The organism is Microbulbifer mixtoriginis (SeqCode), from assembly GCF_052466715.1.
In genome coordinates this window covers 1970249-1993553 of the sequence record NZ_CP174288.1, presented here as the reverse complement: position 1 = coordinate 1993553, position 23305 = coordinate 1970249, and the positions used below count along the sequence as shown (strand labels likewise).

The window sequence follows — 23305 nt, the reverse complement described above, 5'->3', positions numbered from 1 at the left end:
AATATCCATGTTCCCTCACCGCTTACCGCGTTGGATTGCGGTCATTCTTCTCTGTCTTGTTGCTATAGCCTGCACGCCTGAGAAGCCAGAAAAGCTGAGCGAGCCCTCTACTAAAAAGGCATCTACCCATGGGGCACTCAAAAGCGGTGATGAAAATTCAAAGGAAGAAACACCCCCATTAGTCTCTGCCCCAAAGGCTAGTGTTAAAGAGGCTAGTAGTGAGACTGGATCAACAACTTCGGATACCAAACCCCTAAGCAAGTCCAGTGAAGAAGCTCCTTCGCAGGCTGCTACTTCCAACAACGACACGATGCCGCTGGTTGCGGATTCAACGGAAAGTGCTCTTACGGTGCTCCATATAGGTGAGCGGGTCTACAAAGATGCGCGAGCTATTGCGGTGATCTTTTCTGAGCCACTGCTGGGGAATGCCCATTTTGGTTCCTACCTAACCCTCACCCAGGAAAATGGTGAAGATGTCGATGGGGGCTGGGTTTTATCTGACAACCAAAAGATCCTTTACTTCACCAACATCGAGCCGAATACACGCTACAGTGTAGCGATACACCCCGGCCTGCCCAGTAAGGATGGATTCGAGTTACGAAAGTTAAAGAAGGAAACAGTTCACACCCGGCGTATCGAACCCAGTATCAGCTTCTCCAGTAACGGCAGTATATTTCCAGTTACGGTAACACCTGGCTTACCAGTGGCTGCCGTCAGCATTGAAGCAGTGCAAATCCATTTTCACAGAGTGAAGCCTGAACACTATTCCGACTTCTTTAGCCTGGTCAACAATCAGTCCCTGAGGTACTACTACCAGCTAAGAGCACTGAACAATGTTGCCGAATTAATCTACAGTGCACATTTTGATCTTACCCAGGAAAAATATGTTCAACGGGATTTCGATCTCTCCATCGGCCATATTGAGCCTCTAAAGCAGCCAGGCATTTATGTTGCTGTCATGCAGCCGGCCGGCGTGTACAACACCAATCTTTTCGATGTCACCCACTTTTCTATTTCCAACTTGGGCTTACATGCCCGTTACTACCCGGAAAGCGTTGACCTCTATGTTTCCTCGCTGGATAAAGGAGAGTCTCTGGAAGGCATCCAGGTGGAGTTATTGGACAATAAAGGTGGGTTGATCCAGCAAGACAGCACCTCTGAAGAGGGACATGTTCGTTTTCTGCTCAGCCAGGAACAGGAAAACTCTCAGCGCTTTTTTGTAGCGAAAGACCCGGATACCGGCCATTTCTCTCTGTTAGATTTGCGCGAACCGGCGCTGGACCTGTCGGACTTCAAGCTGGGCCAACGCCCTTCCAGGCCGATAGAATTCTTTATCTATGGTCCCCGGGATTTGTACCGTCCCACAGAATCCATACAAGTTAGCGGCCTGCTGCGCAATTACGACGGGCGCTATTTAAAAGACTTACCGATCAAGGTGGACTTGATTAAACCCGATAACACCAGTGCCCGTACTTTCACTTGGCACGCCAGCGCGCCGGGATACTACGAGAAGCTGCTTCCCCTACCTCAAAATGCTCCAACGGGTGACTGGCGCCTGGAAGCCGAGTTGGCTGATGGACGCAAAGTGCGCTACCCGTTCAAGGTAGAGGAGTTTCTACCGGAACGTATGAAGTTGGTATTACAGGATGGTGAAGAGCGCAGCCTGGTTCAGGGGCACGATAAAGCCTTGGAACTGGAAGTTGAAGGTAGCTATCTGTACGGTGCTCCGGCCGCGAACAACCGCTTGGAAACTCTGGTACAAGTCAGCCACTACCGGGAACCCTTCCCTCAATGGAAAGGGTTTTTGTTTGGGGACGCCACTGAGCGATTGCCCTCGCGCCAGTTTAATGCGTCCACCATTGAGCTGGATGCTGAAGGGCTTGGCAAATTACCGCTGCGATCCCGTTGGAGTCACGCGAAGAGCCCGCTGAAAATTAATCTGGTTTCCAGCCTGTTCGAGTCCGGCGGCCGCCCCGTAACTCGGCAACATCCCGTTCTAATTTGGCCCGAGTATCCAGTAGTCGGCATTCGCCCTAACTTTGGCAAGGAGAATCCCTCGGCCAATAGCCGACCGGAATTCGAAATTGTTGTAGCCGATGCACTGGGTGAACCCGTCATAGGTCGCAACCTCAATGCGGTATTAATCTCAGAGGATCGTCAATATTTTTGGGAGTACTCCGCTAACCAGGGTTGGCACTATGAATACTCCACTGCCGAGTTCGAATCTTTCAGCCGCCAACTGCATTTTAATGAAGAGACTCCCCTAAAGCTCACGGTACCAGTGGGATATGGCCACTACCGTCTGGAAATTACCGATACTAATAGCGGAGCCACCAGCAGCCTGCGCTTCCATGCTGGGCGTGATTGGTATTACTGGTGGCGTAAGGACCAAGTAGCGAAAGGCCAGGCAGCCCGCCCGGATACCGTGGCTTTATCTTTAGATAAACCCAAATACTCACCTGGAGATTTAGCACAGCTCACTATAGTGCCACCGGCAGACGGTGAAGCGCTGGTGTTGGTAGAGAGCGATCGATTGCTGTGGTCCGAGCGTGTATCGGTAGAGAAATCGGGCACCAAAGTTGAAATTCCCATTTCAGCAGACTGGGACAGTCACGATACCTATATTTCCGTAACTGCACTACGCCCGGCCGATAAGAATGAGCGTATCGCCCCTAATCGCTCTTTCGGACTGGCTCATTTGCCACTGGACCGGGAAGCCCGACGCTTGCCTGTGCGCCTGGAAGCCCCGGCACGCGCCCTGCCCGGCTCAGAGATAGAAGTCACCGTAATCACGGACCTGGACTCCATCGGCAAAAATGGTGGCGCAGCCTGGACCACCTTGGCAGCGGTAGATGTGGGCGTGCTCAATATCACCCGCTTTGAAACACCAGATCCCTTTGAAGCCTTTTTCGGCCAGCGCCGCTACAGTGTTGATGTCCGCGATATCTATCACCGAATTATTGAGTCTGGTAATGGCAAGCTGTTGGAGCAACGTTTCGGTGGAGATGCTGAACTGGCGCGTGGTGGAGAAGAGCCCAATTCCGATGTGCAGATCGTTTCGCTATTTTCCGGGCCAGTGAAATTCGATCAGCAAGGCAAAGCCAAAATTTCCCTTCAGCTGCCGGAATTCAATGGCAGCCTGCGCCTAATGGCGGTGACGTTTAGTAAAGAGGGGTTCGGCAGTAATGAAGGAGAACTAATAGTAGCTTCCCCATTAGTGACCCAAGCTGCCCTACCCCGTTTTATGGCTCCCGGGGATAGCAGCACGCTGGCGCTGGACCTCAATAATCTGAGTGGCCGTAAGCAAAAACTAACGGTGGAAATGCAATCTGTCGGTGCAGTAGACATGAAAATGGGGGAGCGCTTGTTAGAACTGGCCGATGGCGAGCGCAAGACTTTGCGATTTCCAATTACTGCCAAAAACGCCACTGGTGAAGCGGAGTTCCAACTGATAGTAAATGGTGCAATAGATGAAGATGGCCAGAATATCACCATCGAACGCCAGTGGCGCCTGGGTGTTCGCCCAGCCTGGCCCGCCACCACGCACACCCAGCGCCATCTTCTAGAGCAGGATGAGAGTTTCAGCCCGGATAAGGCTTTCCTGGATTCTCTGATGCCGGACACGGTACAAACATTAGTATCCCTGGATAGCCGCCCGCAATTGCAACTTCAGGACCACCTAGCAAATTTGCTTCGCTATCCCTATGGCTGCTTGGAGCAAACTTCCAGCCGTGTTTATCCACTGGTGATGGCAACGCCGCTACAGCAACAAAAATTGGGCATCGAACCCCTGGACGAAATCGAGCGTGCGAGACGTATCGATGCAGGTATCGAACGTATCTTCAGTATGCAAAAAGGCAACGGCGGTTTTGGCCTGTGGAGTGCGGAATCAGCAGAGAACCAATGGCTCACCGCTTATGTGGCCGACTTACTTCTGCGCGCTCGTGATCAAGGTATTGTGTTTGATAACATACGCCTGGAGTCCACCCTCAAGCGTCTGCAGGAATATGCCCGCGAGCGCGGTAGCTTTTATCAACAGCGCTATAGTAGTGACCCTGGCTTTTACGCTTATGCTGCCCGCTCCTATGCCGCCTATGTGCTATCCCGTGTGCAAAAAATCTCGCTCGGCCAATTGCGCAGCCTTTACGAAAGCGGTGCTGACTTAACCCGATCCCCTCTACCACAGTTACATATGGCAATTGCTCTCCAGGCCATGGGCGATAACACCCTGTCTCAAGAGGCCTTACAAAAAGCCCTTTCCATTGAGCGCAAGCGCCTTAGTTACTACGGCGATTATGGCTCTAACCTGCGCGATACTGCACAGATGATCTCCCTATTGCTGGAGCATAATTTGGCTACCGACAAAGCCGAAGAGATGCTGTTTGAAATGGTGAATCTGCTCCGTGAACGGGAGTACCTAAGCACGCAGGAACGAGGCAGTATATTTATGGCCGGCGTTCAGTTACAACTTAATGGCGGTGAAAATTGGTCTGCTTTATTAAAAACCATTGATGGTTTACGGGAAGTGAATGATGATAATCCACACAATACTCTCTTCCGTGGTCGTGAAGCCGCAGAGGTATTTGAGGTAACCAGCCAAATAGAAAAACTCTTCGCTGCTATTACCATTAATGGTTACAGCAAACAGGCACCTACAGAGGTGATGGATAAGGGCGTTAAAATCACGCGCAGCTACCACAAACTAGACGGTTCAAGTGTGGTGCCGACTCAGGTACGTGAAGGTGAACTCTATCTGGTGCGCTTGCAAATCGACGCGGACCGACGCCTGCCCGATCTTCTCGCAGTAGACCTGCTACCCGCAGGGTTTGAGCTGGAAAACCAGAACCTCGCCGATAGTGTCAAAGTGGATGAGCTTGAATTCGACGGTAAGAGTATCGCCCAATGGCAGGACGACCAGGACAATATACAACACATGGAATTCCGCGATGATCGATTTGTGGCAGCCTTGGATCAATCTGAGTGGAAACCCACCAACCTCTTTTATATCGCCCGAGCAGTAACTCCCGGTCACTACCAGGTACCACCTCCCTTTGTGGAGGATATGTATAACCCTGAACGCTTTTCCATTGGCAAGAACCCAATGGCGCAAGTACAGGTAATCGGCAAGCATTGAAACTGTTAGCCACACTAATAGCTCGATGGAAAAACAGCAGCCGCATGTTTCGCGTGCTGCTGATCTCACCATTCTTTCTTTTAGTCACATTGTTGGCCCTGGATACTATTTTCCCCCTACCTTTGCCTGAAACACATGGTTTTGCGCGGGTAGTGGCTGATCGCCATGGTAAGCCACTGCGTTTCTTCGCTGATAATCGCGGCGTGTGGCGTTACCCCATCACGCAAGATGAAGTAGCGCCACGATTTATCGAGGCACTACTCACCTATGAGGATCGCCATTTTTATCAGCACCCAGGTATCAATCCCTTTGCGCTCGTTCGGGCGGCCAGCCAATACCTTCGCAATGGACATGTGGTCTCCGGTGGCTCCACCCTGACCATGCAGGTAGCGCGCCTGCTAGATCCACATCACAGGACTTTAATCGGTAAGACCAAACAAATGTTGCGCGCCCTGCAATTGGAATGGCATTTCAGCAAGCAGGCAATTCTCGATCTCTACCTCAATCTGGCACCTTACGGCGGCAATATTGAAGGCGTGGAAGCCGCCAGCCGTTTATACCTGCGTAAATCCTCCGCTGATCTCACCCACGCCGAAGCGGCACTCCTGGCAGTATTACCCCAAGCGCCCAGTCGCTTGCGACCGGACAGGTACCCAAATCGAGCACAAAAAGCTCGGGATAAAGTTCTGACCCGGTTACAGGTCTACGGCGTTTGGAGCGCAAACGAGGTCGAGCGCGCGCAGCTAGAAAACGTTTATGCGGAGCGTCTGGAATTTCCACAGAATGCCCCTCATTTATCCCGCTGGCTGGTAGAAAGCATCGGTGATCAAGAGGTGATTAACACCACCATTGACGGCAATATTCAGCGTGGACTGGAGGACTATCTGCGCGATTATATGGAGAGCTATCCGCAGAAAACTTCTGCCGCCGTTATAGTACTGGAGAATTCCGACTTATCTGTACGCGCCTATGTGGGAGCCTCCCATTTCGGTGACAAACGTCGATATGGCTATGTAGATATGGCGAGAGCCACGCGCTCGCCCGGCTCTACTCTCAAACCATTTCTGTATGGACTGGCAATCGATGGAGACCTGATCCACAGCGCCTCCTTGCTCAGTGATGCACCGCGAATTTATGGAGATTACCGCCCAGAGAATTTCCATCGTGGTTTTTCCGGCCCGGTCAGTGCTACTGCCGCTTTGCAGCGCTCTCTCAATATCCCAGCCGTGCAATTGCTGGAGCACTACGGCCCCGGCCGATTCGCAGCGACACTGGAAAATGCCGGCCTCTCACTACAATTTCCCAGCGGCGGCAAACCTAATCTAGCCATGATTTTAGGTGGCGTTGGCACCCGCCTGGACCAACTCACCGGACTTTATGCAGCCCTAGCACGCAGCGGGCTATCCGCAGCACCCCGCTATTTACCCGAAACTCCACTGCGAGAGCGGTACCTGATGTCTGCAGAGGCCGCCTGGATCACATTTGAGATGCTGGCTTCCAACAGTGGTGGCTCACGCCGTTGGCGCAATCTGGTAAGGCAAAGCAAAGCAGATATTGCCTGGAAAACAGGCACTAGTTACGGCTACCGCGATGCTTGGGCGATCGGTGTAACCCCCAGCTATACCGTAGGAATTTGGGTAGGTCGCCCAGACGGCACCCCCCTCCCCGGCTACTACGGCTCCATCAGTGCAACGCCATTGTTAAATGCAGTGATTTCATCTCTACCAGGTAACAAGCAGCAACGCCTGGCAAGACCCGAATCAATAATCCAAACAGAAATCTGCTGGCCGTTAGGAGGCCAGAAGTCGTTAACCGAAGATGAACTCTGCCACCAACAGCGCAATGCCTGGCTTATCCAGGGCCGGACGCCCCGAACCCTCCCCCCAAAAGGAGAACCTTTACGTGCTGCACAAACTTACCACTTCTTTGCCAACCAACAGGGCTTGCGGGTAAAACCCAGCTGTATGGACTCCTCTGCTACAAAGAGAAGCCTTGCCCTGTGGCCAAAGGAGCTGGAGTCCTGGTTGCCCACCAACCAAACTCGGAACCAACAAATCCCACCGACAGCGCCCGAATGTAACGCCCCAACCGCAACTACGGGTACCCCACTGAAAATTGTCGGTGCCAACAATGGTAACCAATACCTTCCTACCGGTAACAACGCTTCTTTACCACGTATAAATCTCAGCGCGATAGGAGGACAAGGGAAACGCTACTGGTTTATCAACGGCGAACCCAAGGATGAAACATTGGGCACTCAAAATTTTGCACTCTCACCACAGAGTGGGCAGCATCAAATTGCAGTGTTGGATGAGAGCGGGAATGTGGATCGGATTGAAATATATGTAGGAATTAACGATTAAATTTAGCACTATCAATATGGACAGAGATAAAAGCTATCGCAGGGCTTGTGAGCTCCAAACTTCTGGGAAGCTTTCTCAAGCTCTTCAGCTTTATGCACAGTTAACGGCCTCATCTAATGACCCAAGATATTACATCGCTTATGGTATGTGCCTCCAAGAATTAAATCATTGGAAACAATCTATCTATAGCGGTTTTAAAAAGAGCCATTGATCTAAAGCCCCACTACTGCCTACCAGATGCACAACTTTCTCTAGCGATAGCTTACCTTAAAGTCAATCAGAAAAAGGAAGCGATAAAGCTGCTGGGTCTTTGTGCATCAAGGGCTCCTGAATACCCAAGTTATGAGTCAGTTCCAAACAAAGCCAAAGAGTTATTAAAAAATCATAAATAACAAACCAAAGTGATGGACGATTGAATAAGGTCCAACCCTATTTTTTCAGCCGGGATAAAATTTTATGACACAGTGAGGTCAAGTCCTGTTGCTCTTCAGCCGTTAATCTGACCTTGCAAGCCATATCTTCAAGTATATGAGAGGTTTTCTGCTTTAGATCGCGCCCTTTTCGGGTGAGGACAATCACTTTTGCCCGCTCGTCCACGCTGGACTTTTGCCTCTCGATAAACCCTTTAGCCTCTAGGCGTTTCAGCACTTGAGTCAAGGTGCCTGCATCCAGGTAAGTTTGATGGCTTAGCTCTTTGATAAAAACAGAGTCTTCATTCCAAAGGCTCATCATCACTAGAAACTGCGGGTAGGTAAGATCAAACTGATCAAGCTCCGGCCTGTATTCACGCACCATAGAGTTCGCTGTTGAATATAAGGCAAAACACACCAACTCTTGGAGATTGAACTCTTTTGGAGTCATCTTGATTACTCTCTGAACAGACCTATATATTATGCGCGCAAAGTACTTGACGGTAAACCCGAACTTAAACAACAATACTTTGCGCGCAAAATATTGTTGTTTAAGATGGAAGAGTACTGCTATGAATCAAGTGAATTTTTCTGGCATCACGTCTAGTCACTGGAAGAATATTGAAGCCAGGGAGGTTGCTCCCGGCATATTCGAGAGAAGTCTTTGGAGAGAGGAAGCAGGAAGCTGGGTATCTGTTTTCGAGTTTCTACCTGGAGCCAGATACCCAGGTGTGGAAACACATATTGACGGTGCAGAACAAATTTTTGTGATTTCAGGGATCTTTAATGATGGCAGAGACGATCATCCCGAGGGATCATTTATTCACAACCCCATTGGCTCAGCACATATTCCTCAGTCAGAAACAGGATGTACTGTCTTGTTGAAATTTCAGGCAGTTTAAAAATTTTCCTACCTTCTTGGGGTCCTATTCCTGGCATAGGGCGCCCGAGATGCAGTCATTTACAGCCGTCCCTCTATCCTCCCTTCTGCCAACTCAAATGTTTTAAGAATACTTTAGAGATTACACAGTTAATTTTTATATGCTAAATTTTGCTTTCACCCTATTCATTACTCGAATTCCCAGGCATTGCTTTGAAATTAGTACCCCCTTCAGCAACCTATGAGGCTAGTTATCAGCAATATATAGAAGAGCTGGGTGATGAAGAGCGCTATCCCTTTCCTATGGATTTTGATCATGCGGACTTCGAAGCTCTCATCCAAAAGCTCATTAACTTTGCACAGGGTAAAAACCTACCGGAAGGCTTTGTCCCAAGTTCTACACTATGGCTTGTTGATGAAACTGAAATCGTAGGCGTCACCAATATTCGCCACTACCTGAACGATAGAATTACCCACTGCGGTGGGCACATTGGTTTGGGGATCAGACCCAAGTATAGAGGTAAAGGGTACGGTAAACGCCTGATGGAGCTCTCGATCCAGTGGCTTCAGGAAATGAAAGCTGGGACAATTCACATTCACTGTCACAAAGACAACCCCGCCTCTGCCAATACAATTAAGGCATGTGGTGGATTATTGGATTCTGAGATCGAAGCAGATGGGAAAATTGTACAAAGATACCTTGTAAAGCTTGGCGATTAATTGTTACAGAAAATTCACGAACCTTAGGTTTAACCAATCAATACGCTAATCTCCCCCTAGAGGTAGCACCTAAAGTAGACTAAGTACTTGGTCAAGAATATCGAAGTATGAATGGAAAAATGAACCGATTTACTTATCAAAGCTTATTCTGTATCAGTCTCACACTCTCCAGTAATCTTGCAAGCGCGGAAATTTATCAGTGGGTCGATCAAAGCGGAAACGCCAGCTTCTCTGATAAAAAACCACCAGCCATAGCAGATGCCACCCTTAAAAAAACCGTTAAAAAAAAGCGAGAGCGTAGCAGAGTAGAAATTCAGCAGGTATTTGATAAACACAAAGGCCAGCTTTATCGTTTATACTTGAGTGCGCGCAAACAAGACCCTGACCTTGAAGGCGGCGCGGAATTTATTATCGATATTGAACCTAGCGGCGAAGTCGCCAATATCGCATTGGCCAGCTCCAGCCTCGATTCCAAGCCGTTTACCGATCAGTTAATGGCAAAGATTCAGGAATTTAACTTCGGTGCCAGCGACACACGAAGAACAACAATTCACTACCCGATTCATTTTTTACCCACCCAATAACCGCCAATTGACTTTGTGCTCTAATCCACTTGTGATCAATTATCCCACTAGCGGAGTTATGGATAATTGATCACAAGAACAGCCCTACAGATTGCAAGCATAAATACTAAACTACGGTATGTAAGTTATGCTCAAAATTGGTTTTCAAATAACACTTCACCCAATGCTAACTGGCCGCCACGTCCATTCGCTGCTTTGCTAGCCTTACCCACGACTATCATCATTCCGATCAGATAACCTTCTGGCAGGTTTATAAGCTCGGCCACTTTATCTGAGTCAAATCCAACCAGCGCGCCGGTGTCATAGCCCAGTGCTTTTGCCGCAAGCATCATGGTTTGCGCCGCTAAGCCACAGCTCCTTATTGCTTCATCTCGCTGTAATTGGGGTTTATCTCTATAGAAGTCAGTTAGCATCGGGACTAAAAGTTCCCTCGCCTCTCTGGGTGCATCAGCCCAATAGCGTTCTGGTCGATCTTTCCAAGCGTTTATATCTGCACAAAGAATAATCAGCTCAGACGCATCTTCCACTTGCTGTTGACCCCAGGCAGCATCCTTAAGTCTGCTTCGAAGCCTGGAATCTGTTACTCGCAGGAATCTCCAATGCTGAATGTTATAGGATGTTGGCGATAACATTGTGGCTTGGATAAGCTGGTTAAACTCACTTGATGTCATCTTTTCAGATACATCGTAATGCTTGACCGAACGGCGAGTTTCAACAGCAGTGAACAGGTCCATAATTTCCCTCTGACAATTAATCATCTTGTGAATGTCGATGAGAGAAAGCTTATTGGGTTTCTCCTGGCTTGATAATGGGCTCTTTTGTTAAAAGATTGTTGAGAAAAAGTTTACAAACTAACAATCCCAATAGGGAATGTCGCCACCAAAGTACTCAATGGCAAAGTCTATAAAGGCCCGTACTTTGGCAGGCATATACTGCCGCTCCGGAAATACGGCATAAATAGTCTTGGCCGGCATTTGATATTCTTCAAACAAAGGCACCAGGAGACCACTCTTGATATCCGCTCCTGCGACAAAAGTCGGCAGGCGGCCGATGCCAAGCCCCTGGAGAATGGCTTCCCGCAGCGCTTCACTGTTATTGACCTGGTAGTTACCCCTGACTTCTATGGTGTGTAGATGGTTATCCTGAATAAAATTCCACTCTTTTACATCCCTGGAATAAGTAAACATCAAACAATTGTGCTCTGTTAACTGTTCAAGCTCGATCGGTTTGCCGAACTCTTCCAAGTACGCGGGAGAGGCACAGAGCACGCTTTGCAGAGGCGCCAGCTTGCGCGCAATCAAACTGGTATCAGGCAGGTCACCACCACGGATAGCGATATCAAACCCCTCTCCAATCAAGTCTACCACCTTATCGTCCATCACCAGATCAATCGTGATTTTTGGATAGCGCTTGAGAAACACTGGGATAAGCGGTGCCAAATGCAACCTGCCAAAGGACATTGGGGCATTGATTCGCAAGCGCCCCTGAGGCTCACCTTGAAGCTGAGTCACTGCATCCTGAGCGTCCTGTGCGGCCTGATAAGCGATTCGGGCATGCTGAAAAAAATGCTCGCCCGCCTCTGTCAAGCTCAGCTTGCGGGTGGTGCGATGCAATAGTTTTACCCCAAGTTGCTCTTCCAGCTGACTGACCCGTTTACTAACTGCAGACTTGGATATCCCCAGCAACTTGGCGGCCGGGGAAAAGCCACCGGTTTCGGCCACTGTGACAAATACCGGTATGGCTGCAAAACTTTCCATAAACTACTGTTTCCTTTTTCTCAACAGTATGTATCTTAATTGATGGATTATCAGCTTATCAGAAACGAGTTACTCTGATCTCGCTTTTATTGAGGGAAGAGTCATGCGCGAACTTTCAAGGGGTATCAACCCTACAGCAACGGCAAGCAGCGGCACATCATTGTGGTGGGTTCACGGCTTGATGATAGCCTGCACATTACTTGTCGCTGGCTCATTTCCTGTTGGTGCGTTAATCGCCGATTCGTTACCGGCAGATTGCTTGATGATGATTCGGTTCTTAATTGCAACAGGGCTATTTGCGCCCTTCATATTCTTTAAGCATGGATTTCAGCTTCCACCCCCCAAAAAGCTACTGGGTTATGCGCTACTCAGCATCCCATTGGTTATCTTTTTCTGGTGTATGTTTGAAGCGCTCAAATACACCACAGCAGTGAATACCGGCGCCCTTTTTACAACCGTTCCTGCAATGACTGCCGTCTTTGCCTTGATCATCAATGGTGAGCGTAGCAGCGCCCGCAAAGTCATCGGTCTTATCCTTGGAACATTGGGTGCGGCCTGGATTGTATTTGAAGGGAGTATTACAACAGCGATAACGCTGGATCTAAATAGAGGGGATTGGATATTCACCTTAGGTGCTATATCGCTCAGCTTGTATAATCCACTGATCAAGAGAGTCCACTCAGGGGAGCCTACAGAGGTTATGACATTCTGGGTTATTCTATTTGGCGCCCTCTGGTTATTACTGCTTTCATTCCCAAGTTTAAGCCAAATAGAATGGCGAAATATACCTGTCGAAACTTACGGAGGGCTATTCTATTTAGCCTTATTCACAACATTAATCAGTTTTTTCCTGCTGCAATTTAGCACAATAAGAATCGGGGCGACCAAAGTTGCAGCATACAGCTTCTTGAATCCGGTATTTGTACTGGTATTGGCTACAGCATTGGAAATGACGAAATTCTCTATCAACTTTATACCTGGAATAATCTTAGTATTTGCAGCCATGTTATTTATCCAAGCAGAAAAACCCAAGAAAAAACACCCCTAAACAACTCAAGAACAATAGAATCAAATTGCCATCAATAGGGGCAATATTTCTAGTCGACAGTCTTTTCTATTTCATAAATTGCATCAGAAATATCTTCCAATTTAGAGGACACTATTACCTGAGCATCATGTAGACCTTGATTATAAAACCCTGCCCCCATCTCCTTTGCAAGAAAATCAATAAAGAACTCCGCTTCAAAACTGCCAATCTCCAACTCAAATTCTTTAGATAAATAACCCCTAATCTTTTCGATTAGCTCTAACTTTCGCCTTTCTTCCAGTTCTATTGTCGACATCACCTATCTTCCATCAACACACAAATTTAGAACAAACACTCAGCCCCATATGAGAATAACATAAATGTTGAGACCCTTAATGAATCCCAAATGCATGACTCCAAGTAAACAACATGTACAGCGGCGCATATCTTTATAAGCAAACCGGACAATGTTAGATTCGAATCTATTCGGATTAACTAAAAAACGGGATCAAAATGAGACTCTTTAACTACGTCTTTGTCCTGCTTATATTGGGCAGTAGCTCTGGCTGCTCAGAATCAAGCAGTGATAGATCAACAACTTCATACAGTCCCAATGCCCATACCACCAGCAACAGGGATGCAGATATCCGGTTCCCGGAACCTATCACAGCGGGCAATCGAGGTGGACAAGATCAGTATATTGCTTACGAACATTTCCTGACAGCTGAACTACCTGCTGAAGAAGTTGAACCTGTATTCCACAGACTCCAATTACTTTGCCAACAGGAGATGGAGAAAAAATGCACTATATTGCATTCTAGTCTCCGCAATGATGAAAAGCCCTACGGAAGGATTCACCTTAGAATACACCCCACCGGAGTCGATAAAATCATTGATCTGGCATCAAAGCAAGGAGGAGTGATACAGCGGGAAACCAAAGCAGAAGATTTACAGGATGTCATTATCGACGGCCAAAAACGACTTGAAATGTTACTCCAGTATCAATCGAGACTTATAGAACTGGAACAAAAATCTGCGAGTGACATTGATACTCTAATAAAGGTTGCTGAAAAGTTAGCATCGGTACAATCTGATATTGAGTATTCACAAGGTAAAAAAGCTAAACTGCTCAAGCGAACTCAGATGGATGTGGTTGAAATTGAGTTACACTCAAAATCTTATACTTCTTTCTGGAGTCCCACATTAGACTCCCTATCTCATTTTGGTGAAAATTTGTCTGATGGGCTATCTGAAGCAATCACTGCAATCGCCTACCTTTTACCCTGGATGCTTATCGCCCTATTTGTATTTTATCTGATTCGCATAATTTGGCGTAAAACCAGAACCTAGCAGTTTACATAGCCCCAAGATACACGCATGTCTTGATATGGGCTAAAGTACTCGTGAGAAGTTTTGACTTCACTCACAAGCCATAAAAAAAGCCGGACCATCTAAATTGACCCGGCTTTTTACTATGGAGTAACAGTAGCTACTTAGAAGTTGTAGTTAAAGCGTACACCGTAGCTCATTGGAGTGGAGAATGGCCCAGATACGAGGCCATCACTTCCATCAGCGTAGTAGGGAACAATCTCATCAGTCAGGTTATTACCAAAGGCTTCAACGTTCCACCGATCGTCCGGGCTTACATACTTCACGGAAGCATTTACCATCCAGAAGGAATCACGACTGTCATCAAAAGCAGAAGTATCACCAGTGGGGAAGTCGTGCTTGTCAACATTCCAGTAGGTCAGATAAGACTCATCTTCCCAGTGGATGCCTATAAACGGAATAATTGCACCGCCGTGGACCAACTCAAAGGTGTGATCATAATTGATTGTGAAGCTGAATTCAGGTGATACAGGCAGCTCATTACCCTTCAAATTTCGGAAGAGCTCTTCATTGGTATTGTCATGAGCTAAGCCGTAATCCGAAATTTCGAATAACGCTTGGTTATTGAAATTCCAGCGGTTCTGAAAATCAGAGGTGATTTCTGTTTGCATCCAGGTAGCAAAACCACTGATTCGGCCATTCGGATAGGGGGCCCAGTCAAACTCTAACTCTAGCCCCATAATCTCTGCGCTAGCAGCATTCTTAGTAAGGTAAATGACGACGGGCTCGGTCGTAATTTCACCTGCGTTCTCACCTTCTCGCTCTACCGCATAGTACGAGTATGCAGTATCAGGTGCAGCTAGCTGCATATCCTTATAGTCGGAGAAAAAGAAGGTACTAGCCAGATTTAGTCGACCATCCAAGAAGGTACCTTTTGCTCCTAGCTCCCAAGTAATGACCTTCTCCTCATCATAGCTAGTGTCAATTACCTGTTGAACAACCCGGTTTCCCTCATCATCGTAGATGTACTCAGCCGTGTCCGGGTCTTGCTCATATTGGATGACAACATCACCCAAACCACCGGACTTAAATCCACTTGCAACATATGCATACAGCATGACTTCATCTGTCAGGTCATAATCGAGACCAATTCGAAAGTCGGATGAATCCCAGCTCTTGCTGGTATCATTGTAAGTATCAATTGTATAAATTGAGCTGTCTGCAAAGTGGTTGGTAGTGAAGCTATTAAAGGTGCCCTGTAAATAGGCAGGGAAGCAGCCATACTCTTCATCTGATTCAGTGGACCAGTCTCGAGTGCAACTCAGGTTGTTACCACCTACATCACTCTTCTCATCTTCCGTATATCGACCACCAACAGTTAGGTGGAGGGTATCAGTAAGGTCATAGGTAGCCTGAGCAAATACTGCGCTGGCTTCTATAGTTCTATCTGGCTGCCTCCAGAATACGGCATTATCTAATGAGGCCAGGAAGTAACCATTCAGATCAGTGGTCTCGTGGAAATAAAACAAACCTGTAATCCACTGTAGGGGACCATCACCTGTAGATTGCAACTGTAACTCATGGGAGTAAGAGACATTTTCTGAGTCTGTAATGCTCATACTCATATCCCAGGTATTGCGACCAGCATCAATATCAATCAGGTTGCTTCGTTCCTGAACTGCATACCCGGTGTTATACACAAACGCCATGGTATCGCTGAAATCCCAGCGGAAGTTAGAACGGAATGAAGTCATGGTGAGATCAAGTTCACCTGGTACATTCACCGCTACGGTGTACTCATCAGCACCGGAGCCGTAGTAGGTTTCACAAGTTGTTCCATCTTCGCGCTGCTCAGCCTTTTCACAGTCAATAGTGTTGATGCCGCCTGCACTACTATCCTGATAGTGTTCCGCTACGGCATACCAAGAAATATCGTCAGTCGGTTCCCATAACGCACCTATACGCACCGCTTGCTGATCAACATTCCCATAAAAATCTTCAGCATCCGCCCTAACCAGCTGATAGTCTGTGGCTCCTTCAGCGTTATTCGCCTGAATAAAAGTTGTGATTGCGTTATCAGCTAATACACCCGCACCTACAGAGTCAGCATCAATATAGCGATTATCCCACTGGTTAACGTCATAAAACCCGGTAAGGTAGGAATCCCGTGTCTCATCCATAAAGGACGCACGAAGAGCAAAGGTATCTGAAACCGGAATATTGATAACGCCTTTGACCAGCTCTTGATTCCAGCGACCAAGCTCAACGCCCACGGAACCTTCGAACTCATTAATTACCGGTCTTTTTGAAATAGCATTAATGGCACCAACAGTAGAATTACGCCCGTAAAGAGTACCTTGAGGCCCACGCATGGCTTCTACCCTTTCAGAGTCAAACATCATTGCCATTGCAGACTGGGGGCGCGAAGAATAAATACCGTCGAAGTGTAAGCCAACAGCTGGATCACCAAACTCAGTAGTATTGGTAGAGCGAACACCACGCATAGAAATCACTGGTGAAGACTGAGAAGCATCATAGCCGATATCCACATTGGGAATTGTACTGCCCAGATCTTTTACATTCTTAATACCCTGACGATCTAACTCTTCCTGGGTGAAAGCGGAAATGGCTACTGGAGTTTCCATCAGGTTGGTTTCGCGCTTCGTCGCAGTAACAGTGACTTCTTCCAACGCCCAGTCATCTTCTTGATTACTAGCTTCCTGTGCCCAGGCTGAGGCCACCGCTATATTGGCCATTGCAATCGCAAGGGTAAGTGGTTTTTTAATTGTCATTGATGTCTCTCCAATCTGCTGCAACAGGAAAGCCGGTTTGATTGTTATGCGTGGCTTACCTACGGGCCGTCGGCTGTACGTCGGCTAGGTTAAAATCTCAAAAAGGAGAGTTCTGTGAAACTGAGATACGATGGGGCGGATCGCGATTAGGATCAATCGGATCTCTAAATCAATCGAAAGGTGATTTAGTACCCTATAAACCCTGCGGTTACCGCAGGGTACTAGTAGGTTTACCTAGGTAGGTGGCTCACTAGAGGTTAATTTTAAGCGGGTAACTCATTAATTTAACGGGGCGGATCAACCCGATCGGTTACTGAAGTATTTACCCGAAACCAGCCTGCAATGGAGTAGCGATCCCGATTAGCTGGTAGAACTTCGTGGGGAAACTCCTCACTTAAGAAAGTCACTACCGTTCCCATTAACGGCGTTACTTTGGTGCCGACCCTATCCTGCTCATCTTTGTAGAGCACAAGCTCACCAGCATCCGGAGTGCTCCAGCCTGGATTAAGATAGACGACCAATGAGAGCACCCGGTTCGCCTCTCCGCGAAATGCATCATAGTGCCTTTTGTAGTAGTCCCCAGGCCGGTAATGGGCAAAATGGCTTTCAAATGAGAAGAGCCCCAGAAAAAGATGCCTGTTGAGATAAACCTGAAGCTGGCCCGCCCAGCTGAGCCAATCTCTTCCTGTAGCAGATTCCCCGGTAATCCAACAAATTTCATCCGTTCGCACGAATTCATTCCGTAGGTAATCGTCACCTCGCCCGACCCCTGCATCAATAAATTTCTCTCCGTTCATTTCCTGCTGATAGGTAAAAAGCGCACTGGAGAGTGATTCGGGTAGTGCGGCATGGCGAATACTATAGCCCTGCTCGGTAAGATCCCTAGCAATGTGTGCAAATAGAGTTTCATCGATAGTGTTATCGCCACCGAGCGACATTAACGATTTGGCTGCTACCAAGTTTATTTCCTGCTAACAATAAGAGGCACGGCGATGTGTAATTTCGCCAAGAGCACTACCTAATAATCAAACTGTATTCTTATAGAAACAGCGTAAGACCCGAGTGAGATTGCGGCCGAGGATAAGCCAGGGGCTGGAATGGGTGGCTCGGGGTGCAGGGAAAGGTAGCCCAAAGCTGTATGAGAGTCTACGAAAGTATTGTGTGAGCCGGCTAATAAAATAGAAACCCTTCAAGAGTACAAGCCGACCACTAAAAAGGGGCGTATCACGCCCCTAAAGATGTGATTATACCAAGACTAGAAACTATCGCCTGGCACTCGCACCCAGCCTTCCATCAGGATGCGCGCACTGCGGCTCATAATGGCTTTGGTGGCAACCCACTGGCCATCCACGACTTTAGCATGGGCTCCAACCCGCAATGTGCCGGAAGGGTGACCAAAGCAGATGGAGTTACGATCACCCCCACCGGCAGCGAGGTTTACCAGGGTGCCGGGAATAGCCGCTGCAGTTCCTATAGCCACGGCGGTTGTACCCATCATGGCGTGGTGCAGCTTACCCATGGAGAGGGCTCGCACAAGCAAATCAATATCTTGCGCCGCTACCTTTTTTCCACTGGAGGCAATGTAGTCCTGCGGCTTGGCGACAAAGGCGATCTTCGGCGTGTGCTGCCTAGCCGCGGCTTCCTCCACAGAGGAAATCAGGCCCATCTTCACCGCACCGTAGGCACGGATGGTCTCGAACATGGCGAGCGCCTTGCTATCGCCATTAATGGCATCCTGCAGCTCGGTGCCGGTATAGCCAATATCTTCCGCATTGACGAAGATCGTGGGGATGCCGGCATTGATCATGGTCGCCTTGAGTACACCAATTCCTGGCACTTCGAGATCATCGACTGGGTTACCGGTGGGAAGCATGGCACCCTCGCCGTCCGAGGGGTCCATAAACTCAATTTCCACTTCGGCTGCCGGGAAAGTTACACCATCCAGCTCGAAATCTCCGGTTTCCTGCACTTCACCGTTGGTAATAGGTACATGGGCAATAATGGTTTGGCCAATATTGGCCTGCCAAATGCGCACTGTACAAATACCATTTTCTGGAATTCGCGCAGCATCAACAAAACCGCTATTAATCGCAAAAGCTCCAACAGCCGCAGTGAGATTTCCGCAGTTACCACTCCAATCGACCATGGGCTTATCGATGGAAACCTGGCCAAACAGGTAGTTCACATCGTGATCGGACTTATCACAGGCAGACAGGATCACCGTTTTGCTGGTGCTCGAAGTGGCTCCACCCATCCCATCGGTATGCTTTCCGTAAGGGTCCGGGCTGCCAATTACCCGCAACAGCAAATTATCACGGGCCTCTCCTGGAACCTGCGCAACTTCGGGTAGATCCTGTAAACGGAAGAAAACGCCCTTACTGGTGCCCCCGCGCATATAAGTCGCGGGGATTTTGACTTGAGGAGCAAATTTCAACATTTAAGCCGTCGCCTCTGCTTCGAGGAAGTCTTTCGCAAAGCGCTGCAAAACACCCCCAGCCTCATAAATGGAAACCTCTTCTGCAGTATCCAAGCGGCAGGTTACCGGAGCTTCAACTGTCTCACCGTTGGCGCGGTGGATCAGTAGAGTCAGCGTGGCATGGGGGGTACGCTCACCGATTACGTCGAAACTTTCGGTACCGTCGATACCCAGGGTTTCGCGAGTAGTTCCCGGCTTAAACTCTAGCGGCAACACGCCCATACCGATCAGGTTAGTGCGGTGAATACGCTCGAAGCCTTCGGCCACAATCGCTTCTACGCCGGCCAGGCGCACACCTTTCGCGGCCCAATCACGGGAAGAGCCCTGCCCATAGTCGGCACCAGCAATGATAATCAGCGGCTGCTTGCGATCCATATAAGTCTCGATCGCCTCCCACATACGGGTAACCTGCCCTTCCGGCTCGACACGAGCCAGAGAGCCCTGGCGAATCTCGCCCTTATCATCGCGCACCATTTCGTTGAGTAGCTTCGGGTTGGCGAAAGTTGCACGCTGGGCAGTGAGGTGGTCACCACGGTGGGTTGCGTAGGAGTTAAAGTCCTCTTCCGGCAATCCCATCTTCGCCAGGTATTCACCGGCAGCACTGCTGGCCAGAATGGCATTGGAGGGAGACAAGTGGTCGGTAGTGATATTGTCACCCAGCACCGCCAGCGGGCGCATGCCCTTCAAGCTGCGCTCGCCTGCCAGGGCACCTTCCCAATAAGGTGGGCGGCGGATATAGGTACTCATCGGGCGCCAGTCGTAGAGTGCGTGACCTTGCTCTTCTGCGGCATCCCGCTCTTCGAACATGGGAATATACACATCGCGGAACTGCTGCGGCTTCACGCTCTGACGTACGATCGCATCGATCTCTTCGTCGCTGGGCCAGATGTCTTTCAGGGTAATCGGGTTGCCATCGGCATCGTATCCCAGCGCATCTTTTTCGATATCGAAACGGATGGTGCCGGCAATAGCGTAGGCAACGACCAGCGGCGGTGAAGCCAGGAAAGCCTGCTTGGCATAGGGGTGAATACGACCATCGAAGTTGCGGTTGCCAGACAGGACTGCAGTAGCATACAGATCGCGGTCGATCACTTCCTGCTGGATTTTAGGGTCCAGAGCACCGCTCATGCCGTTACAGGTAGTGCATGCGAAAGCCACTACGCCGAAGCCCATCTGCTCCAGATCCGGTAGCAAGTCGGCCTCTTCCAGATACATTTTTACCGTTTTGGAGCCCGGCGCCAGGGAGGATTTCACCCAGGGCTTACGAGTCAGGCCGAGCTTGTTCGCATTACGGGCAATCAGGCCTGCGGCAATCATATTGCGTGGGTTACTGGTATTGGTGCAGCTGGTAATCGCCGCGATAATCACAGCACCATCGGGCATCTCACCAGCTTTCTCTTCCCAGGCTTTAGCAATACCGCGATTTGCCAGTTCCGAGGCCGGCAGCAGCGCGTGAGGGTTGGAGGGGCCAGCAAGGTTACGACCTACTGTGTCCAGATCGAACTTCAGTACGCGCTCGTATTCGGCATCCTTCAAGGTATCGGACCAGAGGCCCGTTTCCTTGGCAAACTTCTCTACCAAAGCTACCTGCTCATCATCGCGGCCGGTGAGTTTGAGGTAGTCGATGGTTTGCTCATCGATGGAGAACATGGCCGCAGTAGCGCCATACTCTGGAGTCATATTGGAAATAGTGGCGCGATCCCCCAGGGTCAGGTTGGAAGCCCCTTCACCGTAGAATTCCAGGTAGGCTCCGACCACACGCTCGCGGCGTAGGAATTCAGTGAGAGCCAGTACCAAATCGGTACCGGTAATCCCGGGCTGCAATTTTCCGGTAAGTTCCACCCCAACGATATTCGGCAGACGCATATAAGAGGCGCGGCCGAGCATCACACTCTCAGCTTCCAGGCCGCCAACGCCCACAGAAATCACACCCAGAGCATCGACCATCGGCGTGTGACTGTCGGTACCAACACAAGTATCCGGGAAGGCCACGCCTTCACGCACCTGCACCACCGGAGACATTTTCTCCAAGTTGATCTGGTGCATGATGCCGTTACCGGGGGGAATCACATCGACGTTTTCAAATGCGGTTTTGGTCCAGTTGATAAAGTGGAAGCGATCTTCGTTACGACGCTCCTCTACCGCACGATTTTTTTCAAAAGCATCCTTCTCAAAACCGGGGTGCTCTACCGCGAGGGAGTGGTCCACAATCAACTGGGTAGGAACAACTGGATTTACCTTGGCGGGATCACCGCCTTTATCGGCAATGGCATCGCGCAGACCGGCCAGGTCTACCAATGCGGTTTGACCGAGGATATCGTGGCACACCACTCGCGCCGGGAACCAGGGAAAATCCATCTCGCGTTTACGCTCGATAATCTGCTTCAGCGAGTCGGTCAGTTTTTCCGGCTCACAGCGACGCACCAGGTTTTCCGCCAGAATACGTGAGGTATACGGCAGTTTGGCATAGGCTCCGGGCTGGATCGCGTCAACGGCGGCGCGGGTATCGAAATAATCGAGGTCGGTACCGGGCAGTGATTTGCGGTAATCAGTATTCATAGCTAGGTAAATCAGTTCAGTCGAATCTTTTTAAAATCGTGTCTCTTCTGAGAGAGGCTCCAGATCACCCCAAAAGGCAACCTGAAGCCGGCACACTGGGTGTGCCTCATTTCAATAGTGAAATGAAAATTAACCGCGCTCGGCGATAGGCGGTACTTCGCGCGGCTCAACACCTACATATTCAGCGCTCGGGCGAATAATGCGGTTGTCTGCACGCTGTTCAAATACGTGGGCAGCCCAGCCAGTAACACGCGACATTACAAAAATCGGCGTGAACAATTTGGTGGGAATTCCCATAAAGTGATAAGCGGATGCATGGAAAAAGTCGGCATTACAGAACAACTTTTTCTCGCGCCACATGACTTCTTCGCAGCGTACGGAAACCGGGTACAAGACCTTATCGCCCACATCTTCAGACAGTTTCTCAGACCAGGCTTTGATGATCTCGTTGCGCGGATCGGATTCGCGATAAATCGCGTGGCCGAAGCCCATGATTTTCTCTTTGCGCTCCAGCATACCCAGCAGTTCTTTCTCTGCTTCATCCGGGTTGGCAAAACGCTCGATCATTTCCATTGCCGCCTCGTTGGCGCCGCCATGCAACGGGCCACGCAGAGTGCCGATAGCACCGGTAATGCAGCTAAACAGATCAGACAGGGTAGAGGCACAAACACGCGCAGTGAAAGTGGACGCGTTAAACTCGTGCTCTGCGTAGAGGATCAGGGAAACATTCATCACCTGCTCATGCAGGGCATTGGGTTTCTCACCGCGCAGCATATGCAGGAAGTGGCCGCCGATGCTGTCATCGTCGGTATCCGTTTCAATGCGCACGTTGTCGTGGGTGAAACGATACCAGTAGCAAATGATGGAGGGAAAAGCAGCCAGTAAGCGGTTGGCTTTTTCCAGCTGCTGCGCGAAGGACTCTTCCCCTTCCAGGTTGCCCAGCATGGAGCATCCAGTACGCATTACGTCCATCGGATGGGCATCGGCGGGAATACGCTCCAGCACTTCTTTCAGTGCTTGCGGCAAACCACGCATACCTTTTAATAAGGCCTTGTATTCCGCCAACTGGTCGCTGGTGGGCAGCTCTCCGTAGAAAATCAGGTAGGCAACTTCTTCAAACTCGCAGTGTTGGGCCAGGTCTTTGATATCGTAACCGCGGTAAGTGAGGCCAGAGCCGGATTTACCTACCGTGGACAACGCAGTTTTACCCGCTACCTGGCCACGCAAGCCGGCGCCACTCAATGCTTTTTCTGCCATCTTCCTTATCTCCCCTT

At 49.3% G+C, this 23305-nt stretch carries 16 protein-coding genes; 7 read left to right on the top strand and 9 right to left on the bottom strand.

Features of this window, described 5'->3' with window-relative positions; all coding sequences use genetic code 11:
- Positions 1-7: 7 nt before the first annotated feature.
- Together ACJJH9_RS08830 and pbpC are read left to right on the top strand one after the other, a co-directional pair.
- Positions 8-5134 (top strand): alpha-2-macroglobulin family protein, encoded by a 5127-nt coding sequence (locus tag ACJJH9_RS08830; protein ID WP_444924984.1) that lies wholly within the window; start codon positions 8-10, stop codon positions 5132-5134.
- Between the two features lie 44 nt (positions 5135-5178).
- On the top strand, positions 5179-7497 hold the full coding sequence (gene pbpC / locus ACJJH9_RS08825; RefSeq protein WP_444924983.1) for a penicillin-binding protein 1C: 2319 nt from the start codon (positions 5179-5181) through the stop codon (positions 7495-7497).
- A 429-nt stretch (positions 7498-7926) separates the two neighbouring features.
- Here the strand turns inward: pbpC and ACJJH9_RS08820 are convergent, their stop codons facing one another.
- The gene (locus tag ACJJH9_RS08820; RefSeq protein WP_444886089.1) at positions 7927-8358 is read right to left on the bottom strand and encodes a MarR family winged helix-turn-helix transcriptional regulator; all 432 of its coding nucleotides are present in this window, start codon (positions 8356-8358) and stop codon (positions 7927-7929) included.
- A gap of 121 nt (positions 8359-8479) precedes the next feature.
- On the opposite strand from ACJJH9_RS08820, the gene ACJJH9_RS08815 reads away from it, so the two are divergent.
- From ACJJH9_RS08815 to ACJJH9_RS08805, 3 genes are all read left to right on the top strand, one after another.
- Positions 8480-8809 (top strand): cupin domain-containing protein, encoded by a 330-nt coding sequence (locus tag ACJJH9_RS08815; RefSeq protein WP_444924982.1) that lies wholly within the window; start codon positions 8480-8482, stop codon positions 8807-8809.
- Between the two features lie 191 nt (positions 8810-9000).
- Positions 9001-9507: a GNAT family N-acetyltransferase gene (locus ACJJH9_RS08810; RefSeq protein WP_444924981.1), complete on the top strand. Its 507-nt coding sequence runs from the start codon at positions 9001-9003 to the stop codon at positions 9505-9507.
- 107 nt (positions 9508-9614) lie between these two features.
- The gene (locus ACJJH9_RS08805; protein WP_444904664.1) at positions 9615-10091 is read left to right on the top strand and encodes an AgmX/PglI C-terminal domain-containing protein; all 477 of its coding nucleotides are present in this window, start codon (positions 9615-9617) and stop codon (positions 10089-10091) included.
- A gap of 131 nt (positions 10092-10222) precedes the next feature.
- Here ACJJH9_RS08805 and ACJJH9_RS08800 read toward each other — a convergent pair whose 3' ends face one another.
- Both ACJJH9_RS08800 and ACJJH9_RS08795 read right to left on the bottom strand, forming a co-directional pair.
- Positions 10223-10825, bottom strand: coding sequence for a nitroreductase family protein (locus ACJJH9_RS08800; protein WP_252085787.1), 603 nt, complete (start codon positions 10823-10825; stop codon positions 10223-10225).
- Positions 10826-10942: 117 nt separating this feature from the next.
- Positions 10943-11848: a LysR family transcriptional regulator gene (locus ACJJH9_RS08795; RefSeq protein ID WP_444885071.1), complete on the bottom strand. Its 906-nt coding sequence runs from the start codon at positions 11846-11848 to the stop codon at positions 10943-10945.
- 103 nt (positions 11849-11951) lie between these two features.
- Between ACJJH9_RS08795 and ACJJH9_RS08790 the strand changes: the two genes are divergently transcribed.
- Positions 11952-12896, top strand: coding sequence for a DMT family transporter (locus tag ACJJH9_RS08790; protein WP_444924980.1), 945 nt, complete (start codon positions 11952-11954; stop codon positions 12894-12896).
- A gap of 49 nt (positions 12897-12945) precedes the next feature.
- Here the strand turns inward: ACJJH9_RS08790 and ACJJH9_RS08785 are convergent, their stop codons facing one another.
- On the bottom strand, positions 12946-13191 hold the full coding sequence (locus tag ACJJH9_RS08785; RefSeq protein ID WP_152453703.1) for a DUF2164 domain-containing protein: 246 nt from the start codon (positions 13189-13191) through the stop codon (positions 12946-12948).
- Between the two features lie 197 nt (positions 13192-13388).
- On the opposite strand from ACJJH9_RS08785, the gene ACJJH9_RS08780 reads away from it, so the two are divergent.
- Entirely contained in the window at positions 13389-14225 is an 837-nt protein-coding gene (locus tag ACJJH9_RS08780) for a DUF4349 domain-containing protein (RefSeq protein ID WP_444924979.1), read from the top strand.
- A gap of 143 nt (positions 14226-14368) precedes the next feature.
- Here the strand turns inward: ACJJH9_RS08780 and ACJJH9_RS08775 are convergent, their stop codons facing one another.
- The 5 genes from ACJJH9_RS08775 to prpC form a co-directional block, all read right to left on the bottom strand.
- Positions 14369-16996: a TonB-dependent receptor gene (locus ACJJH9_RS08775; protein ID WP_444924978.1), complete on the bottom strand. Its 2628-nt coding sequence runs from the start codon at positions 16994-16996 to the stop codon at positions 14369-14371.
- Positions 16997-17280: 284 nt separating this feature from the next.
- Positions 17281-17955 (bottom strand): 2OG-Fe(II) oxygenase, encoded by a 675-nt coding sequence (locus ACJJH9_RS08770; protein WP_444924977.1) that lies wholly within the window; start codon positions 17953-17955, stop codon positions 17281-17283.
- Positions 17956-18251: 296 nt separating this feature from the next.
- On the bottom strand, positions 18252-19433 hold the full coding sequence (gene prpF, locus ACJJH9_RS08765; protein ID WP_444924976.1) for a 2-methylaconitate cis-trans isomerase PrpF: 1182 nt from the start codon (positions 19431-19433) through the stop codon (positions 18252-18254).
- Positions 19434-22031 carry a Fe/S-dependent 2-methylisocitrate dehydratase AcnD gene (gene acnD, locus ACJJH9_RS08760; RefSeq protein WP_444924975.1) on the bottom strand — a complete coding sequence of 866 codons (2598 nt, stop codon included), beginning with the start codon at positions 22029-22031 and terminating at the stop codon, positions 19434-19436.
- A 129-nt stretch (positions 22032-22160) separates the two neighbouring features.
- Positions 22161-23288: a bifunctional 2-methylcitrate synthase/citrate synthase gene (prpC, locus tag ACJJH9_RS08755; protein WP_444885078.1), complete on the bottom strand. Its 1128-nt coding sequence runs from the start codon at positions 23286-23288 to the stop codon at positions 22161-22163.
- Positions 23289-23305 lie beyond the last annotated feature (17 nt).

Excerpts from the sequence above, each read along its gene's own strand:
- ACJJH9_RS08830 (WP_444924984.1), top strand. The coding sequence starts at position 8 with ATGTTCCCTCACCGCTTACCGCGTTGGATTGCGGTCATTCTTCTCTGT.
- pbpC (WP_444924983.1), top strand. The coding sequence starts at position 5,179 with ATGTTTCGCGTGCTGCTGATCTCACCATTCTTTCTTTTAGTCACATTG.
- ACJJH9_RS08820 (WP_444886089.1), bottom strand. The coding sequence starts at position 8,358 with ATGACTCCAAAAGAGTTCAATCTCCAAGAGTTGGTGTGTTTTGCCTTA.
- ACJJH9_RS08815 (WP_444924982.1), top strand. The coding sequence starts at position 8,480 with ATGAATCAAGTGAATTTTTCTGGCATCACGTCTAGTCACTGGAAGAAT.
- ACJJH9_RS08805 (WP_444904664.1), top strand. The coding sequence starts at position 9,615 with ATGAATGGAAAAATGAACCGATTTACTTATCAAAGCTTATTCTGTATC.
- ACJJH9_RS08800 (WP_252085787.1), bottom strand. The coding sequence starts at position 10,825 with ATGGACCTGTTCACTGCTGTTGAAACTCGCCGTTCGGTCAAGCATTAC.
- ACJJH9_RS08795 (WP_444885071.1), bottom strand. The coding sequence starts at position 11,848 with ATGGAAAGTTTTGCAGCCATACCGGTATTTGTCACAGTGGCCGAAACC.
- ACJJH9_RS08790 (WP_444924980.1), top strand. The coding sequence starts at position 11,952 with ATGCGCGAACTTTCAAGGGGTATCAACCCTACAGCAACGGCAAGCAGC.
- ACJJH9_RS08785 (WP_152453703.1), bottom strand. The coding sequence starts at position 13,191 with ATGTCGACAATAGAACTGGAAGAAAGGCGAAAGTTAGAGCTAATCGAA.
- ACJJH9_RS08780 (WP_444924979.1), top strand. The coding sequence starts at position 13,389 with ATGAGACTCTTTAACTACGTCTTTGTCCTGCTTATATTGGGCAGTAGC.
- ACJJH9_RS08775 (WP_444924978.1), bottom strand. The coding sequence starts at position 16,996 with ATGACAATTAAAAAACCACTTACCCTTGCGATTGCAATGGCCAATATA.
- prpF (WP_444924976.1), bottom strand. The coding sequence starts at position 19,433 with ATGTTGAAATTTGCTCCTCAAGTCAAAATCCCCGCGACTTATATGCGC.
- acnD (WP_444924975.1), bottom strand. The coding sequence starts at position 22,031 with ATGAATACTGATTACCGCAAATCACTGCCCGGTACCGACCTCGATTAT.
- prpC (WP_444885078.1), bottom strand. The coding sequence starts at position 23,288 with ATGGCAGAAAAAGCATTGAGTGGCGCCGGCTTGCGTGGCCAGGTAGCG.